General features: G+C 47.6%; 18 protein-coding genes and 1 pseudogene. 9 read left to right on the plus strand and 10 right to left on the minus strand.

Annotated elements, in window-relative coordinates; genetic code table 11:
* Positions 1-44: 44 nt before the first annotated feature.
* From FXF61_RS01825 to FXF61_RS01840, 4 genes are all read left to right on the plus strand, one after another.
* A complete protein-coding gene (locus FXF61_RS01825) occupies positions 45-1,208 on the plus strand; it encodes an O-antigen ligase (RefSeq protein ID WP_178087238.1) in 1,164 nt (387 codons plus the stop codon).
* Between the two features lie 248 nt (positions 1,209-1,456).
* Positions 1,457-1,762, plus strand: coding sequence for an IS66 family insertion sequence element accessory protein TnpB (locus FXF61_RS01830; protein WP_151183665.1), 306 nt, complete (start codon positions 1,457-1,459; stop codon positions 1,760-1,762).
* Entirely contained in the window at positions 1,762-2,130 is a 369-nt protein-coding gene (gene tnpB / locus FXF61_RS01835) for an IS66 family insertion sequence element accessory protein TnpB (protein ID WP_151183666.1), read from the plus strand. Before FXF61_RS01830 ends, tnpB begins: the two co-directional genes overlap by 1 nt.
* Positions 2,131-2,198: 68 nt before the next feature.
* Positions 2,199-3,797, plus strand: coding sequence for an IS66 family transposase (locus FXF61_RS01840; protein ID WP_151183667.1), 1,599 nt, complete (start codon positions 2,199-2,201; stop codon positions 3,795-3,797).
* A gap of 92 nt (positions 3,798-3,889) precedes the next feature.
* Here the strand turns inward: FXF61_RS01840 and FXF61_RS01845 are convergent, their stop codons facing one another.
* Both FXF61_RS01845 and rfbD read right to left on the minus strand, forming a co-directional pair.
* Positions 3,890-4,459: a toluene tolerance protein gene (locus FXF61_RS01845; protein WP_151183668.1), complete on the minus strand. Its 570-nt coding sequence runs from the start codon at positions 4,457-4,459 to the stop codon at positions 3,890-3,892.
* Between the two features lie 44 nt (positions 4,460-4,503).
* Positions 4,504-5,388 (minus strand): dTDP-4-dehydrorhamnose reductase, encoded by an 885-nt coding sequence (gene rfbD / locus FXF61_RS01850; protein WP_151183669.1) that lies wholly within the window; start codon positions 5,386-5,388, stop codon positions 4,504-4,506.
* 180 nt (positions 5,389-5,568) lie between these two features.
* On the opposite strand from rfbD, the gene FXF61_RS01855 reads away from it, so the two are divergent.
* Both FXF61_RS01855 and FXF61_RS01860 read left to right on the plus strand, forming a co-directional pair.
* Positions 5,569-6,468 (plus strand): GNAT family N-acetyltransferase, encoded by a 900-nt coding sequence (locus FXF61_RS01855; protein ID WP_151183670.1) that lies wholly within the window; start codon positions 5,569-5,571, stop codon positions 6,466-6,468.
* Complete coding sequence (locus FXF61_RS01860; RefSeq protein WP_151183671.1) at positions 6,468-7,868, plus strand: PIG-L deacetylase family protein; 1,401 nt, start codon at positions 6,468-6,470, stop codon at positions 7,866-7,868. Before FXF61_RS01855 ends, FXF61_RS01860 begins: the two co-directional genes overlap by 1 nt.
* A gap of 38 nt (positions 7,869-7,906) precedes the next feature.
* On the opposite strand, the gene FXF61_RS01865 is transcribed toward FXF61_RS01860, so the two are convergent.
* The 7 genes and pseudogenes from FXF61_RS01865 to rsxA all read right to left on the minus strand — a co-directional run bounded on the left by FXF61_RS01865 (position 7,907) and on the right by rsxA (position 14,278).
* Complete coding sequence (locus tag FXF61_RS01865) at positions 7,907-8,581, minus strand: DUF1294 domain-containing protein (RefSeq protein ID WP_151183672.1); 675 nt, start codon at positions 8,579-8,581, stop codon at positions 7,907-7,909.
* A 14-nt stretch (positions 8,582-8,595) separates the two neighbouring features.
* Positions 8,596-9,309, minus strand: a complete 714-nt coding sequence (locus FXF61_RS01870) for an electron transport complex subunit E (protein WP_151183673.1) — start codon at positions 9,307-9,309, stop codon at positions 8,596-8,598.
* Entirely contained in the window at positions 9,306-9,950 is a 645-nt protein-coding gene (rsxG, locus tag FXF61_RS01875; RefSeq protein ID WP_151183674.1) for an electron transport complex subunit RsxG, read from the minus strand. Before rsxG ends, FXF61_RS01870 begins: the two co-directional genes overlap by 4 nt.
* Position 9,951: 1 nt before the next feature.
* Positions 9,952-10,983 (minus strand): RnfABCDGE type electron transport complex subunit D, encoded by a 1,032-nt coding sequence (locus FXF61_RS01880; protein ID WP_151183675.1) that lies wholly within the window; start codon positions 10,981-10,983, stop codon positions 9,952-9,954.
* Between the two features lie 31 nt (positions 10,984-11,014).
* Positions 11,015-13,126, minus strand: a complete 2,112-nt coding sequence (rsxC, locus tag FXF61_RS01885; protein ID WP_151183676.1) for an electron transport complex subunit RsxC — start codon at positions 13,124-13,126, stop codon at positions 11,015-11,017.
* Positions 13,123-13,697 (minus strand): annotated as a pseudogene (gene rsxB / locus FXF61_RS01890) (electron transport complex subunit RsxB). The gene rsxC and the pseudogene rsxB overlap by 4 nt, the downstream one beginning before the upstream one ends.
* Entirely contained in the window at positions 13,694-14,278 is a 585-nt protein-coding gene (rsxA, locus tag FXF61_RS01895) for an electron transport complex subunit RsxA (protein ID WP_151183677.1), read from the minus strand. Before rsxA ends, rsxB begins: the two are co-directional and overlap by 4 nt.
* Positions 14,279-14,773: 495 nt before the next feature.
* Between rsxA and FXF61_RS01900 the strand changes: the two genes are divergently transcribed.
* From FXF61_RS01900 to FXF61_RS01910, 3 genes are all read left to right on the plus strand, one after another.
* Positions 14,774-15,151, plus strand: coding sequence for a DUF6746 family protein (locus FXF61_RS01900; RefSeq protein WP_151183678.1), 378 nt, complete (start codon positions 14,774-14,776; stop codon positions 15,149-15,151).
* A 118-nt stretch (positions 15,152-15,269) separates the two neighbouring features.
* A complete protein-coding gene (locus FXF61_RS01905; RefSeq protein WP_151183679.1) occupies positions 15,270-15,707 on the plus strand; it encodes a MarR family transcriptional regulator in 438 nt (145 codons plus the stop codon).
* Entirely contained in the window at positions 15,697-17,139 is a 1,443-nt protein-coding gene (locus FXF61_RS01910; RefSeq protein ID WP_151183680.1) for a DHA2 family efflux MFS transporter permease subunit, read from the plus strand. The genes FXF61_RS01905 and FXF61_RS01910 overlap by 11 nt, the downstream gene beginning before the upstream one ends.
* A 60-nt stretch (positions 17,140-17,199) precedes the next feature.
* Here FXF61_RS01910 and FXF61_RS01915 read toward each other — a convergent pair whose 3' ends face one another.
* Positions 17,200-17,670 (minus strand): RNA methyltransferase, encoded by a 471-nt coding sequence (locus FXF61_RS01915; protein ID WP_151185972.1) that lies wholly within the window; start codon positions 17,668-17,670, stop codon positions 17,200-17,202.
* Positions 17,671-17,693 lie beyond the last annotated feature (23 nt).

Consider the following 17,693-nt stretch of genomic DNA (forward strand, 5'->3'; position numbering starts at 1 on the left):
TCACATAATGTATGGTTTATATAAAAATACTTGGAGTGCGATTTATGTTTCCTGCTTTAATTAATAGAGTGAAAGAAGATTATTTTTTATATGCGCTTCTTTTTTTTCTTGCAAGTTTTTTTTTCTTACCTACCTCAAAAATGGTAAACAATGTTTATTATGCTGCACTAGCTCTTCCAGCAATTTTTTATATTATTAAAACGAGGTTTTCTGACTTTAAAATTAATATAAATGTTGCTTCTTGGTTTTTGTTGTTTTTTATTTTATTTGTGAGTGGATTATTAGGTGGTGTAGATTTTCAGTATTACAAGCATTTGCTGTACTTGTTTTTATTTATGGCTGTATGTGTTTTCTTTATTAAGGGGCAGCTTTTATTCTCTAATAACTTTTATAAGTTTTCATTTTGGCTAGTTTCTTTTTATGTCCTGTTTTCTACGGTTTTTTATTGGATTACTGGTAAGTATGGTATTGGCGAAAGAGTTATTTGGCTTCCAGCTCGTATGACAGGGCCTATATATACCAGCATGTTAATTAGTGCTTTGTTTTCAGTTGCACTTCCTGTGTGGTTAAAAAATAAAAACTACATTGAGTTTTTTGTTGCATTATCTCTTTCTTTATTTACTATGTCTTTTATTTTACAGAGTAGGACAGGTATTGTATCTCTTTTGTTTGTGTTGTTCTGTTATCTTGCTTACTTAGTATATATGCGTAATGGGATACGGCACATTGCTATTTACATAATTGTTTCCTTTATTCTTTTTGCACTTATTTATTTCTTTTCAGAAAGCATACCTGTTTTAGATAGTTTAATTAAGCGTGCTGACGCAGGGCGGTTTGAGCTTTGGTCGCAACTTTTAGAAGACTTTAAGGGTTGTGATAAGTACTTTGGCTGTGGCCCTGACTTTCAGAGTGATAGACTTATCAAAAATGCATATCCTATTGTACACCCTCACAATATTTTTTTAGCGCTACTAGTGCAGACAGGTGTCTTGTCGTTATTATTATTCTTATTTATTTGTGTGATTTCTTTATATTGTTCATATGTAAATAAAAATAATTGGGGGCTGTATTTGCTTTCGTCGATAGTTGCATTAAATTTTGATGGCAGTCATATAGTTGGTAATCCTGATGAATTGTGGATGTTAATATTGCTCCCTATATTCATGATTATGCTAGGGTTTAATCAGCTTAGAAAGGGTGAAGTTTGATTTATATAGTGGTTTTCATTGTTATTTAAATCGCTAAATAGGATGTTAGGCGAAGCAACAAAACATAAAATTAAGTCTTTTCTTCATAAGAATTATTGTGCGGTGAGCTATTTTCTGTAGAACTACAGATGACAGAGCTTTTTTGCGATGGATAATTGATTAAGTGTAAGCGCCCTTAAATCAGCATCTTTTAAGCCAACCTATACAGCTTCACACTAATACCTGTCTTTTTCAAAGAGGTATTAGCGATGACATCACAAGAACGTCAGCAGTTCTGGCAGCAACATATTGATGCCTGGCAAGCATCGGATTTATCCGGTGCTGCGTTTTGCAAGCAGCATGATTTGAATTATGCACAATTTAATTATTGGCGTAGAAAGATTCAGCCGGTAGAAACTGTTGCAAAGCCTGCTGGTTTTGCTCAGGTTACGCAGCTAGTGACCTCGGCTAGCAGTGCTGATGGGTTGGGTGTTCATCTGCCCAGCGGCATAAGTTTTTCTGGAGTGAATGCAGGTAATCTCGATGTAGTACTGGCGATGCTGAGGCGGCTGTAATGCGGGTGCGTTATTTACGGCCAGCTAAGCAGATGCCAGAAATCTATCTGTACCGCGCGCCGGTGGATTTTAGGAAGCAAGCCAATGGCTTGGCTTTGCTGGTTGAACAAGAGCTCGGCCATAATCCGTTCAGCGGTGCGCTGTATGCCTTCACCAATCGCCAGCGCAATAAAATCAAATGCGTGATGTGGGAAGATAATGGTTTTGTGATGTACTACAAGGCTCTGGCAGAAGAGAAGTTTAAGTGGCCCAAGCCAGCTGATGAGTTACTGTCTTTAACCGGTGAGCAAATAAATTGGCTGTTGGATGGCTACGATATCAGCCTGTTTAAAGGTCATAAAAAACTACAATACGACAGCCTTGGATAGCTTGATTTTACTGGGTTTTAGCTGCTTTTAAGGGTGCTTTTGGTGGCGGGTTTTGCTATAATTTCGGCATGAAAAAACAGCCTAAAACCACCATGAAAACCCCTGATTTAAGCAGCCTAAGCGCTGCTGAATTGCGTTCAGTTGTGGCTCAATTTCAGGCTGTTATTGATGAGCAGAACACTGCTTTGCAAGATGCCCATCGCCGTATTGAACTGCTGGAAGAAATGAACCGTCTGCTGAAAAAACAAAAGTTCAGTGCCAGCAGTGAAAAATCTAAATTTCAGCTCAACCTCTTTGATGAAACCGAGCTCGAAGCCCAACTCGATGAGCTGTTTGAGTCCCTGCCTGAATCGGCGGATGAAGGCGAAAGTATTACTCAGCAACGCAAAGAGCGCCAGACACGTCAGCGTGGTTTTTCTGCACACCTTGTACGCGAACGCATTGAGCACAAGCTGACTGAGCTGGAAAAAGCCGGTGCCGATAAGACTTTTTTCACCAAAGTCAAAGAAGAGCTGCACTACATACCAGCGCAACTTAAAGTGCTGGAGCACTGGCAAGAAAAAGCCGTTTTTACTTCCAAAGAAAGCACGTCAGAAGAACAGATAATTGCGGCGCAGCGCCCAGTACATCCTTTTGGCAAGTGCTCAGCCAGCACTTCACTGGTTGCCCACATTATTGTAGATAAATATCTGTACGGCATGCCTCTGTATCGCCAAGAAGGTAAGTTTAAAAACTTAGGCCAGTCGATTCAGCGCAATAACATGGCCCAATGGTGTATACGCTTTGCCGATGTGGCGAAACCTTTATTGCAGCTGATGCGCGAGGTGCAAAACAGCGGCAATTACTTGCAAGCGGATGAAACCCGTCTGCAAGTGCTAAAGGAAGACGGTAAAACAGCACAATCGGATAAATGGATGTGGGTTATCCGTGGCGGACCGCCCGAAAAACAGAGTGTTCTTTTTGAGTACGATCCTTCACGTGCAGGCAGTGTGGCTGTGCGCTTGCTGGATGATTTTGAAGGCGTGCTGCAAGCCGATGGTTTTTCTGGTTATAGCAAAGTTTGCAAAGAGAACAGCCTAACCCGTATCGGCTGCTGGGATCATGCGCGACGTAAATTTGTTGACGCTGACAAAAGTGCTGATTCTAAGGCTAAAGCCAAGAAAGGCACTGTGAGTAAAACCGATGTGGTACTCAGCTATATCCGTAAACTGTATCGCGTAGAAAGCAACATCGCAGACAAAACGGATGAAGAGCGCTTAAAGGCCCGTCAAGAAATCAGCATGCCAATACTCAACGAGTTTAAACAATGGCTTGAGAAAAACGCTGGCAAAGTGATGAAAGGTAGCGCGCTCAGAAAAGCCATCGACTACACCTTAAACCAATGGCAATACCTTATTGGCTATTGCGAACGCGGCGACCTGATGATTAGCAATATCATGGCCGAAAACGCAATCCGCCCCTTTGCTATTGGCCGTAAAAATTGGCTATTCGCTGACACACGTAAAGGCGCAGAAGCCAGTGCTGCTTGTTACTCATTAATTGAAACGGCCAAAGCCAATAACTTAGCACCGCAAGCCTACATCAAACATATTCTGGACCACATCGCGACTGCCGACACGCTTGAGAAACTTGAACTACTGCTGCCATGGAATGTAAAGCTGGATTAAGCTAAGCGCCTGTTTACTGGGGTGCTGATTTAAGGGCGCTTACGATTAAGTAAGTATGATGGTGTTTTTTTGCTTGTGCTGCAGAAGCTATTTTAGCGCTCACTTAAATTCAACCACTCTATATCCCTTTCATCCTTCCTCATATGCACAAAGTTCCTCTTCCTCTGCCACTGACTCAATGGCCGACGGAAAATCTTCATATCTGAAATATCAATCAGTCCCAACTCATCCTCAGGTGTAAGCACCACATTACCAAGATGAATCGAGCGGAAATACACGCCGAGATCTTGGATGTGGGTAACAAACTTTGCAAAACGCTCGCGTAGATCATCAGGGTATTCAGTATCACCACGATAGATGTCGCGCAAGGTTCTGCCAGGCAGCGGATGGTAGTGCACAGCATCACGTTCAATACTGGGAATACGGTATACCTGAATGATTTTTGGACAGGGTATGCCGAGCTCTTCTAGTTTTTTTGCATTATCGGCAAAGCGTTGTGCATAGGGCCAGATGGCTGCTGAGGTAATCAAGCGCTTGCGGCGAAACAGTTTTAAAAACGTGCCGTCTTGCAGGATCATGACTTTATCGCCAAAGCCGTCTTGCTCAATGACTTTGCAGTTTTCACGCAGGGCTAAATAGTCGTTATGGTCGAGCTTGTGCATGCAGTGGCCTTAATAGTTAAGCTGCGATCTTACCTGAAACAGTGTTATTGGGCATCTTTGAGTGCGCGTAACATGATGTTTAGCTCGTTTTTCCAGTCGCTTTGCGCAATCTTTAGTTGTTCACCTAGCTTTGTATTATCTAACACTGAATAAGCAGGGCGTTGTGCTGGGGTGGGGTAATCGCTGGTAGTGATTGGTCTTAGCGAGGGCGCTTTGGCAATTAACTGTAATTCTGCAGCCTGGATAAAGATTTCTGTAGCAAAGTCGTACCAGCTACAGGTTGGTGCGCCGCTAAAGTGGTAGGTGCCCCAGGCGCATGTGCCGTTGTTTTTGTAATGCTGAGCAATCAGCCATAAGGCTTGCGCGATGCTGCGTGCGGATGTTGGGCCGCCGACTTGATCGCTGACAATGCTCAGCGCATCACGGTCTTGAGCTAGACGTAGCATGGTTTTTACAAAGTTTTGACCATGTAGGCCAAACACCCAGCTGGTGCGCAAGATGATGTGTTCTGGGCAGAACGCATGAATGGCTTGCTCGCCCAGCCATTTACTTACACCGTACACGCTGCTCGGTGATGGCGTGTCTTGCTCTGTATAAGGATGTGTGTGTTCACCGGAAAAAACGTAATCGGTGGAGATGTGCAGTAGTGGGCGGCGTAAGCTGTTTGCTGCTTTGGCTAGATTTTCAGCGCCAAGGTGGTTAACGGCATGGGCGTGCTCGCTATCACTTTCAGCTTTATCTACAGCGGTATAAGCGGCAGCATTGATGATCAGCTGTGGTTGTAGAGTTTGTACGCTTGTCATCACCTGCGCGGCATCAGATATATCGAGATCGCTTGAGCCAAGGCCGTGCACTTCCCAGCCAACTGGTGCAGAAAGCATCAATTCCTGGCCAACTTGGCCCTGTGCCCCAGTAATTAAAACCCGCATACAAACCTAGCCCCTATAAATGACATGTGCAGCAGGCAAAAGCCTATCTGCTAGTAAAAGATCAAGCAGTTTAGCAGAGCGTTGCATGATGGCGGTAGGTAGGTGAGTGATCTGCGCAGGTCTGTTGTTTGCCTGTGTTAGAATTGCCTCTTTAATTGTGCGGCTGGAGTCATTGGGGTTATGTTGAGCTATTTTCGTCTGTACCGTGAGCGTGGCTGGCATCCCATCAATGCTAAAGAGTATCGCGCAGCTTGGTTGCGCTGGGGCGGTAGTGTCGCAACACATCCCGATGTAGTTGAGCGTTTATCTGATTTAGCAGGTATTGCGGTACGTTATCTGGGTTGCTCTGAAAAGGGTGAGTTGCAGGCTGCTGTACCAACATGGGGACGACATATCGCGCTCTCTAAAGCGGTACTTAAGCAGCAAAAAAAGCGAGGGGTGTTTGATTTAGGTAATGCGGAAATCATTCTTCCACAAGCACCAGACTCGACAATTACCTTGCGTCATAAAGCCCGCTATGTGTCTGAGTTGCATGCGCAGCGCATCTCTACGCTCAAAGAGCAAAAAGAAGGTTTGGCGCTGGCCCGTGAGCCTGAGGAGTACAGCAAAAAATTTCGCTATAACCAGCGCCGCGAGCAGCGTTTGTTAGAAGAACAAGGCGGGCTGATAAAGCCGATTGCTGCACTGACATCAACTGAGCAAGCGCAGATGTATACCGCTTTGTTTGAGAAGCGCTGGGGCTTTGCTGTGCCAGGCAAAGACTGCCTTGCTGAAGTATTTAGTTTGTTGGCTGAGTTTATGACTGGCAATTTTATTACAATTAATGATGAGCCCGCTGCGTTTCAAGTGTTGTATCGTGTTGAGGCGCCTGAGTGGATCAGTCTTGAATACATTAATGGTGGCGTCGACCCTGATTACAATTCGCTCAGCCCTGGCAGTGTCTTGAGTTTTGTAAATACGCAGAATGAGTGGCAGCATGCGCGTGAGCAGGGTAAACCGCTGCGTTATTCTTTTGGTCGTGCCGATCGTGAGTATAAAGACCGCTGGTGCAATCGCGTTGCAGTATATGAGGTGTCCTGATGTCAGTGCGTAAACAGCAATTACTTAAACAACACCGCCGCAATAAACGCGTAGCCATGCTGGTGATTGTTGTGTGCTTGCTGATACTAGGATTGGCTGTGTCATTCTGGCTGTTGCCGCTCGCAGTGTTAGTGCTGTGGGTTGCGCATGAAGCCTGGTTTGCTGATCATTTGTTTTACGCGCCGCAAGATGACTACCAATATCGCTTCCCAGAGCATGTCGAGTCGATCAGTGTGCGTGCTGTTAATAGTTGCTGGCAGCTGGATAGTGAATCAGTGCCGCACGTGCAAGCGACTGTGATTGCCAAAGTACAGATCAAAAGCTCTTGGTTAGGGCGCTGGTTTGATCCAAGTATTCGTATCGGTAACGATCAACAAACATTTGAGCGCGGTGCGCAAGGTGTACGCTATTTTAATTTAACGGGGCAGGTTGATGCCTTGGTTGCTGACGGCCTGCCAGTGCAGGGGCGTTTTTGCAGTGTTGCTAGCGATGTGAAATTGTATGTGTTTAGGCAGCCGAGTCCGCTTGCGGAAAATATTATGATTCTCGCGCCGCATGCTGATGATGCTGAGTTGGCGGCATTCGGCCTGTACAGCAGTGCTGAGAACGTTAGTATCGTCACCCTGACTCAGGGTGAAATAGAAGCAGAACATTACCAGCGGTTAGGCTTATCACAGCAGCACGCAGCGCAGCTCAAAGGGCGTTTGCGTACTTGGGATAGCATGGCGATTCCGCTGTGGGGTGGTGTGCCGCAGGCCAATTGTGTGCAGCTGGGCTATTACTGCATGCAGCTTCCGAATATGGTCAAGCAGCCGGATGTGCCCTTTGCATCAAAGCAGTCAGGTGAAGCGGATATTCGCAGTGCGCGGCAGTTCAATGCAATGCAATTGCCTGCTGATGCTTCTGGATTGCCAACATGGCAGAACTTGGTCGCTGACCTAGCTGGCTGTTTAATGCACTTTAAGCCTGATGTTGTGGTGATGCCGCATCCGGAGCTTGATCCGCATGCAGATCATATCGCTACCACGCAGGCATTTTTTCAAGCGCTGGAGCAGAGCGACTGGCAGCCTAAGCGATTATTTTTGTATGCCAACCATTTGCATGACAATGATCGCTGGCCGATGGGAGATGCCAATATGGGTGTGGCGCTGCCGCCAGCTATGCTTGAACTGCCGGCCGATGAGCTGTTCAGTTTTGTTTTGAGTGAACAGCAGCAGCTGGATAAAGCCATGGCATTGTTGATGCAGCATGATTTACAGCCAGCGCAACCGCTTAAAAAGCGTGTGCGCCGCATGATTCAGCAGCTATTAACCGGACGTCGTTGGCCAAAGACTGGCGACAATGAGTTTTTACGTAAAGCTGTGCGCCGCCATGAGCTGTTCTGGGTGCGTGAGCTTTAAGCACGCATCACTAAATGCTACCGAATCGATCGCAGCGCTTAGAGGGCATTAAGGATGCCGTGCAGCAGCTGCCCAGCAAAACCAAGCTGATCAAGCCAATATACCTGGTGCACTAAGATAATCAGCCAAAACACAGCTTGGTATGAGGTTTTCTTGGTTTTATGGCGTAGCAGCTGCTGGGCTAATAGGGCGCCAGGCCAGCCGCCAAACAGCTCAACCGCATGCAGTTGTTTTTCAGGGATGCGCCAAGCGCCATTTTGTGCGTTATGTTTATCACACCAGAGCTGCAAGACACTGAAGACGCTCATGCATACGTAAAACAGCAGCGGCCAAAGTACGGCATTGTGGCTAAAGGCTTGCCAAGTACCCATGGCTGGAATAATGCAGGTGATAACCAGTAGGGGTAAGGTTTTTTTTAGACGGATTGAGGTGTGCAAGTGCTGCCGGTGCGGTGCTGTGCCAGCCTCTGACATGCTTTGTGGCTTGCGGCGAGTTGCAGGGCGATCAATGCTCGGTTCTGTGCTACGAACATGCTGCGCACGCAAGCGCCCCTTTTCATCTTTACTTGCAACAAAGTAAACCCTTTCGCCTTGTTGTGGGCGACGCTCGCCATGTACGTTAGAAATATGTACAAAATAATCGCTGTTATCAGCATGGATAAAGCCAAAACCTTTATTGCCATTCCAGCTGCGTAATATGCCGTGTTGTTCCATCGTTATCACCTTACTTAGTCCACTACACCGGTGACACGCACGCGGCGGCTCTTAGCTGGGACTACAGCGTCTGCTTTACTGGCGATATGCTCTGCATAATACTGGTCGATCCAGTTCTTTAAGGCGATCAATAGACCTAAGACTAAAAATGCACCGGGCGGCAAAATGGCCAGTAAAAAGCCTTTGTAATCCTCGAAGACAATAACTTGCCAGTGTTCGGCGACATTGCCAAATAACAAATGCATATTAGTAAATAACATCCCCGTACCGAGCAGCTCACGGGTCGCGCCGATAATGACGAGCACTAAGCCAAAGCCAACGCCCATCACCAGCCCATCATAGCTCGCGCGCAGCATTGAGTTCTTTGCAGCAAAGGCTTCAGCGCGGCCGAGAATCACGCAGTTGGTGGTAATCAGTGGAATAAAAATGCCGAGAATTTGGAACAGCTCATAGGTGAACGCCTGCATCAGTAACTCAATACAAGTGGTCAGCGCTGCAATAATCATGACAAAGGCGGGTAAGCGCACGGCATTGGTGACAGCGTTGCGGATCAGTGACACGGCAGCGTTAGAACAGATCAATACCAATGCGGTGGCGATGGCTAAACCCAGTGCGTTGACTGTTGAGTTGCTGGTGCCAAGCAATGGGCATAAGCCGAGTAATTGTACGAGGCCAGGGTTGTTTTTCCAGAGGCCGTTGACCGTGATATCGCGAAATGATGGGCTCATTGGCTTGCCTCCGCTGCAGTTAATGGCGCAAAAAGCTGGGCATGCTGCTGATCAAAATACTGCAGCGCTTTATGCACGGCAGCCACTACGGCGCGTGGAGTAATAGTGGCGCCAGCAAACTGATCAAAATCGCCGTGATCTTTTTTCACTGCCCAGCCGCGCTCTTGCGGATCGTTTAGGCTTTTACCATCAAAACTTTTAATCCACGGGCTTTTCGCCAGCTCAATGCGATCACCCAAGCCAGGTGTTTCTCTATGCTGAATAACACGCACACCGCTGAGTGTACCGTCAGCCATAATGCCAACTAATAATTGAATGGTGCCGCTATACCCGTCTGGTGCATTGGCTTGCAAAATCACTGCTGCCGGTTTGCCGCCTAGACTTGCCAAGTAGGCTGGGGTGTCTTTGCGATGACCTAATAATGACTCGTTTAAGTAGATGACATTATCGAGTAGCGCATTATCGTAGCTGTGGGCCGGCAATATTTCGCCAAGTGTGCGAATTTGTGCTTCGCGCTCTGCTTCGGCGATACGTGACTCGGTCGATTGCTGGGTGATGGCAACCACGGCAACGGTCACTGCAGCAAACAAAGCTAAAACCAAACTGTTTTTAAGCACTGAACGACTGATTTCTGGCAGCATTTTATTCTCCTGCCTTAAAGCCGCGCTTGGCGGTTGCGTGGCCATAGGTGCGTGGACGGGTGAAGTAATCAATGGTCGGTGCGCAAAGGTTCATCAGCAGGATGGCAAAGGCTACACCATCGGGGTAGCCGCCCCACGCGCGGATAATGTAAACCAACACGCCCACGCCCATACCGAATATCAAGCGGCCCAGCACGCTGGTGGCACTGCTGACGGGATCGGTGACAATAAAGAATGCGCCCAACATGGTCGCACCACTGAGCAAATGAAACAGTGGTGAGCCGTTCGAATCTGAGCCGCTGCCATTCCAAAAAATTAAGCTCATAATAAACAGTGCAGCAAGCATGCCGACCGGTGCATGCCAGCTAAAGAGCTTTTTGTGCAATAGAAATAACCCACCGAGTAAAAAAGCCAGGTTGACCCACTCGCTGCTATAGCCAGCGAACATACCAAAGGCTGGGTTGTCACCCCACAACTCATCAAGCGTCAGGCTCGTGTTGGTTTTTAGGGCATCCAGAACGGTGGCCTGACTCCATGCATCGGGAAAAGCTTGGCCAAAAAAGACGTGCTGTATACCTGCGGCCATATCAACACTGTGCGCCGCTGGCCATGCGGTCATGTCGACAGGGAAGGACACCAGCACCACGACGTAACCGAGCATGGCAGGATTAAATGGGTTTTGCCCCAGCCCGCCAAACAGTTGCTTGCCAAATACCACAGCAAAACCTACGGCGACGGCGATCAGCCACCACGGCGAATAGGGCGGTAAAGCTAGAGCCAAGAGTAAGCCTGTCACCAAAATACTGCAGTCTTTAAGAAAGAACATGACCGAGCGTTTACGTAACGCCAGAATAGAGGCTTCAAAGAGCAGTGCAAATGCGCAGGCTAAAGCAATATTAAGTAGGGGGCCGATGCCAAAGAAATAGCTCAGCGCCAAAATGCCAGGCATGCTAGCGGCCATCACCAGCAGCATAACGCGCTGCGTGCGATTGGCACCCTTGGCGTGAGGTGATGTAATACGGGGCAGAGTCATCGGTACTCCAAAATATTACAAAAGCTGAGCGTTATACGCCAACTTCTTCGGTTTGAGTAAGTGTGTCTAATGCTTGTTCAGCATGGCTCAGTTCAGCTTGCAATGCCGTTAACGTTTCTGCGTCTGCTTCAGCGCGCTCGGCTTTACGCAGCGCAGCCCGTTTCATGGCTACGTCAATTTTGGCTTTTTTGAGCGCCTGCTCAGCTGCACTGGGTTCTGCTTTCGCAGGTTTCTTAGCAACGGCAGGTACACTCGTAGTAGCGGCTGTTGCTGCATCTAAAGCGTGTTTGGCTTGCTCGGCACTGGCACGCAATTGCTCAACTTGCGCTTGCAGTTCTTCAGTTGCGTGTGTATCCAGCTGCTTTTGTGCTTTGCTCAGAGCAACTCGGGCCATACTTGATGCAATTTTCAAGCGTTTGAGTTCATCATCTGCTGGTGTGCTTGCTGCTTTGGCTGGCGTGGCAGTGGCTGCCGCTAAGGCCTGTTTGGCTTGTTCGGCGCTAACGCCCAATTGCTTAACCTGTGCTTGCAGTTCTTCAGTGCCGTGCGTATCAAGCTGTTTTTGTGCTTTACGCAAGGCCACTTGTGCCATGCTTGCGGCAATTTTTAGGCGCTTAATTTCATCTTCAGGCGTTGCAGTTGAGCTGCTGGCATCAGATTCTTGCGCCTGCGCAGCTTTTTTGGCTTGTGCGGCTTTACTCTTAGCTAAACGCTCAGCGCGCGCTTTGCGTTCAGCCTCTTTACGTTCTTCTTCAAGGCGCAAGCGCTCTTGGCGGAACTCAAAACGCTCTTTGGCATGCTCGGCTTTGGCAAGCTTTTTAGCCTGCTCACGAATATCGGCTTTTGCTGAGCGGTAATACTGTACTAGAGGAATGCTAGATGGGCACACGTAAGCGCAGGCGCCGCATTCAATGCAGTCAAATAAATTGTGGGCTTGCAGTTGTGTGTGATCTTCGCCTAAAGCATAAAAATGCAACTGCTGCGGCAGTAAATTAGCAGGGCAGACTTGCGCACAATCACCACAGCGAATACATGGCATGGCCGGCGGGGGCGCGGGCAGCTCTTCAGCGCTAGCAGCCAACAAGCAGTTACTGGTTTTAATTACGGGTGCATGCAGCGATGGCAAGGTGAAGCCCATCATTGGGCCGCCAGCAATCAACCGGTTCATTTTGTTTTTTTGCAGGCCAGCAAACTCAAGTAGATCGATCACCGGCGTGCCAATGAGGCACTCAACATTCATAGGGTTGTGCAGTGCTTCTCCAGTGAGCGTGGTAATTCGCGAAATTAGAGGCTTACCTTCAATAACAGCATCATGCACGGCGACCACGGTACCGACGTTTTGACACAAGATGCCCAGCTGAGCAGGTATTTGTGCTGAGGGGACTTCTTGGCCTGTGAGAATTTGAATCAGTTGACGCTCGCCCCCAGATGGGTAAATTGTCGGCAGAGCCACAACATGGTAACTGCGATCGTTGAGGGCATCGCGTACTGCAGCAATCGCCTCGGGCTTGTTGTCTTCAATTGCAATCAGTATGTTTTCAGGTTGTAAAATGCGCACCAAAATATCGATGCCAATCATCAGTTGCGCTGCTTTTTCACGCATTAAAACATCATCAGCAGTGATATACGGTTCGCACTCTGTGCCGTTGATAATCAGCGTCTTTATTGGCTGATCAGCGGCTGGAGACAGCTTAATTACCGTTGGGAAACCGGCACCACCTAAGCCACTGATGCCGGCTTGGCGAATTTTGTCCAATAACTTAGGTGCGCTTGCCGTATGGAAATCAGCAAGTGGCTCCAGCGAGCACCATTTATCTAAACCGTCGGTATCAATGACGATCGCGTCCATGAGTTTACCGGACGTGTGCGGGTAAGGTTGCGGGCCAATAAAACTAATAACACCAGAGCTAGGCGCATGCACTGGGGCGCTGATTGGGTTGGCTGAGTCAGCGATTAATTGACCTTTGAGGACATGATCACCCACACCTACATGCGCGTCGTTCGGGCTGCCAAGATGCTGCAATAGCGGTACGATTAATTGCTTAGGCAGGGGCGCGCGCTGTATAGGTTGCTGATTGGATAAGGTTTTGCGTTGCGGCGGATGTATGCCACCGCGCAGCGGGTGAATAGGCCAAGTGTTCATGACAAAGACTCCCGATCCGTCGCAATTAAAGTGCCAGGCGGTAAAGGCTGTTCCCATTTCCAGCTTTGTAACGTTTGTGCAACAGGAATCATATCAATGCAATCGACGGGACAGGGTTCAACACAGAGGTCGCAGCCGGTGCATTCATTAGCAATTACTGTATGCATCTGCCGAGCAGCACCTAAGATGGCGTCGACGGGGCAGGCTTGAATACATTTTGTACAGCCGATGCACTCATCTTCACGGATAAAGGCCACCATTTGTGGCTTTTCGCCTTCCACTGCATCCAGTGGTTCAGGTTCTACGTCAAGTAGTTCAGCCAGCGCTTGAATTGTTGCTTCGCCACCTGGGGGCACTTGTTGATTTTATCGCCTGCAGCAATGGCTTCTGCATAGGGTTTGCAGCCAGGGTAACCGCATTGGCCGCATTGCGTTTGTGGGAGCAGCGCATTGATTTGCTCTGCAATGGGGTTGCCTTCCACACGAAAGCGCACTGCGGCAAAGCCCAATATGGCACCGAAGACTAAACTGAGTCCAACCAGTGCTGCGACAGAGATGAATATCATGCTCATAGCTTGATCAAACCACTAAAGCCCATAAATGCAAGCGACATCAGGCCGGCTGTTAGCATGCCAATAGCAGCGCCTTGAAACGGCTTTGGCACGTCAGCAATAGCAATGCGTTCACGCATGGCGGCAAATAGCACCAATATCAAAGAAAAACCAAGGCCTGCAGCAAAACCGTTCACACTGGCCTGAATAAATGTGTATTCAGTACGGTTTGCATTTAATAGCGCGACACCGAGGACGATACAATTGGTCGTGATCAATGGTAAAAAAATACCGAGCACGCGGTACAGCATCGGGCTGGTTTTATTAACCACCATTTCGGTGAATTGCACCACCACCGCAATGACTAAAATAAAGCTGATGGTACGCAGAAACTCTATATCAAAGGGCTTGAGGATATAGTGCTGCACTAAATAGCTGCAGATGGATGCCAAGGTTAGAACAAATGTCGTGGCCAGTGATAAGCCTATGGCTGTTTCAACTTTTTTTGAGACGCCCATAAATGGGCATAGGCCTAGAAACTGAACCAATACAAAATTGTTCACCAGTATGGCGCTAACCAAAATAAGTAAAAGTTCGCTCATAAGGAATAGGGGCACAGGCCGTTGTTAGTAAGGGCGTCATTATCGTGCAGGTCGATATAGCGTACAAGTAGGATTATTGGGATCTTTAAGTTCTTTTTGATCTAAGGCTATGATTTCTTGGCTAAAATGCCCAAAAACATAGTCTTTTAAGATGAACTGTGACGTTATGACGCGCTGATTATGGAATCGTTTTAGGCGATTGCACAGCCCACGTGGTTGATAGCTGTTGCTATTTTGCTGCACGAGTTTGCTCGACTGAGCACAATCAATAAGGCTGTACTGGCTCATTGATTGTGCTGCAAGCTCTCATAATAAAATGAGAGTTTTGCCTATATACGGCAATTATGCACGCTATATAAAAAGGTGGCTAGGCTAGCTGATGTGCAGGCGCGACTGTAAGAACATAAAGCGTGCTTAATGTGAATGATAATGATTGCTATTGGCGGAGTGCTCTGGTAAATTTGCTCGCACTCAAATAACTACCCAGGAAGTGTCATGAAAAACATAATCAAAAGTGCAATTTTAACCGCCAGCTTAGTCGTCGCTGGTGCTGCTGTTGCTGATGATGAGCGTCCTAGTCATTTTAGAGGCCTTGCGGCGCCAGATTTAAATACGGCAGTGGTTAATTTCTCTGAATATAATAATCGTTTAGAGAAAGTTTTGGCGGGTGAAGAGCTTACTGACGCTGATCTTGCGGCTATCCACGAGTTAAGCTACACATTAGAAAATGCGCTAGAGAAAATTAATATTGATTTAGACGAGTTGGCAGAGGTACTTGAGAAAATACATATTGCTTCAGAAACTGCCAACCGTGATGTCCTCAAAGAAGCGGGCCCTGTTTATTTGAATACTGCGCGTACCGTTATTAAGTAATATGCATTGGCCTGCACCTTATGCATCATACGACATAAGGTGCAGGTTCTTATCTACGCGCTTACTTTTTTATTGGTATACTTAGTCAGCTAATGGTTAGCTTGGAGACTATGTAGCCATGTATGAACAGCATCGCTTTGGTATGCAGCTGACGCATTTATCGCGAGCGTGGCGCGCTGAGTTGGATAGGCGTTTAGCGGTACTTGGCTTGTCACAGGCGCGTTGGTTAGTCTTGTTACATCTGTCACGTGATAAAAAATTACCGACGCAAGGTGAGTTAGCCAGCAGTGTCGGTGTTGAGAACCCCACTTTAGCTCGATTGCTAGATGCGCTAGAAACACAGCAGTTAATTGAGCGCCAGCCTGATCAGGCCGACCGTCGCGTTAAAAATATTGCACTCACAGATAAGGCCTTGGGCATTATTGAAGAAATTGAGTGCATTGCCACGGCCTTACGCAAAGAAATTTTTACCGGCCTTTCCGAACAAGATATTCAGCACTGCCAAGACATTCATCGACGTATGTTGGCTAATTTAGAAAAAACACATGAAACGTGATCTAGCGAGTTTAAATGCACGCTTTGGTGCGCTTTATCGTGTTTGGTTGTTAGGCGTACTCATGCTTGGCAGCATGGTGATGGTGCTGTCATCGACCAGTATTAACGTAGCGCTGCCAGCGATTATGGATGAGTTTGCGATGGGGCTGCCGCTGGCGCAGTGGCTCGCCACTGGCTTTCTAGCTGCAATGACAGCGGGGCTTTTATTAGCTGCTTGGGCGCAAGCTAAATTTGGCTCGAGATGGACGGTACAAGTCAGTATCGGCTTATTTGTACTGTGCTCAATTGCGGCGCTAATAGCCACCGAAGGCTGGCAGTTGATAGTGTTGCGCATTCTGCAAGGCGCCAGTGCTGGGATGATTCAACCGCTAGCAACCGTATTGATTTTTCGCGTCTACGCCGGTGGTGGGCGCGGTGCTGCGCTAGGTGTATACGGTTTAGGCTTGATGATTGCTCCCAGTATTGGGCCAACGATAGGCGGCTATTTAGTTGACCACTTTGGCTGGACATCAGCGTTTTGGTTGCCGCTGCCGGTTTGTTTTGTGTTAATGGCGGCAGGGCATTGGTTGTTACCTGATGAGCGTAATGCAAACGCTAAGCGCTTGGATGTGCGCTCATTTATCTTGCTGACTGTGGCGATATTTGCTGGGCTTGGTGCAATCTCAGAAGCGCAACGTTATGCTTGGAATGATTGGCATGTGACAAGTCTGGCATTATTAACTGTCATCTGTGCGCGCTTATTTTTTGTGCGTACGCTCAACAGTAATCGGCCTATTTTATCCTTACGTTTATGGCGTTTAGCTGCCTTTAGAAGGGCCAGCTGGGTGGCCTTAGCGTTAGGTCTAGGGTTGTACGGCTCAACCTATTTAATTCCTTTGTTTTTACAGTCAATTAAAGGTTACAGCGCTGGTCATTCTGGGGTTTTATTGCTGCCGGCGGGAATCTTATTAGGCTTGGCTTCGTTTGCCAGTGGCTGGTTATGTGACCGAATAGCAATTGTTTGGCTGCTGTGTATTGGTTTGTTTCTATTTGCTGTTTCTTCTGTGTGGTATGGCATTTGGGGAGCCAGCAGTGGTTTTTTATGGCTGTGCATCATTGCGAGTATAGGGCGTATAGGTATTGGTTTGATCATGCCAGCGCTGAGCATCGCTTCGCTGAATAGCTTAACTGTTGATGAGTTGCCTTACGGAGCGGGTGCAGTCACCTTTGTGCGACAGCTAGGTGGCGCATTTGGGATTAACTTACTGACAGTTTTTCTGGATTGGCAGTATCAGTCACTCGGCGGAGACTTTGCCGCTGAAACGCAAGCCTTTGAGCGAACCTTTATCGTGTTGGGTTTGGCATTTATGCTGGCGCTGTGGCCTGCTTGGCGTCTGCGTAAGTTTCCTAAACTTAAGAAAAAAGCACCATCGGCCACGGCAGAATCAAGCTGAGCAAATCGCAGCAGCTGTGCTCTCCCTTAAGTCTGATCAATTCAAAAATGTCGGCGCTTACTATTTAAACAATGGTCCTGAGCGGGTGTTTAAACCTTTAGCTAGTCGGTCATAGAGCACCACATTGACCGTGGCAGCTAAGTTCATGCAGCCATTGGTTGGTACGTACACCACATCTTCACACCAGTCACGAATGTCTTTATCTAGCGAGCCATCTTCTGGGCCAAAAATATACAACGCTCGATCGGGGTGGGTGTAGTCGGGCAAAGAGCGTGCGCCTTCAACCAGTTCAATCGCTACGGGGACGCAACCCAGCGGCAAGATTTTACGTAAATCATCGATGTTGATCAGCGGTACGTCTTGATGGACTTTTTTGGTGTCAGTAATAAAGTCTTTAGCGCGATCGTAACGGGTGCCGGTATAAAAAACGCTGTTGACGCTATAGCAGCCAGCAGCTCGCATGATTGAGCCGACATTGGTCGGTGATTTGGGATTGCTTAAAGCAATGCAGCTGTAACGACGATTGGCCACGATACGCTCACTTAAATATTGGA

This window comes from Pseudomonas sp. C27(2019), from assembly GCF_008807395.1.
Taxonomy (GTDB): Bacteria; Pseudomonadota; Gammaproteobacteria; order Pseudomonadales; family Pseudomonadaceae; genus Denitrificimonas.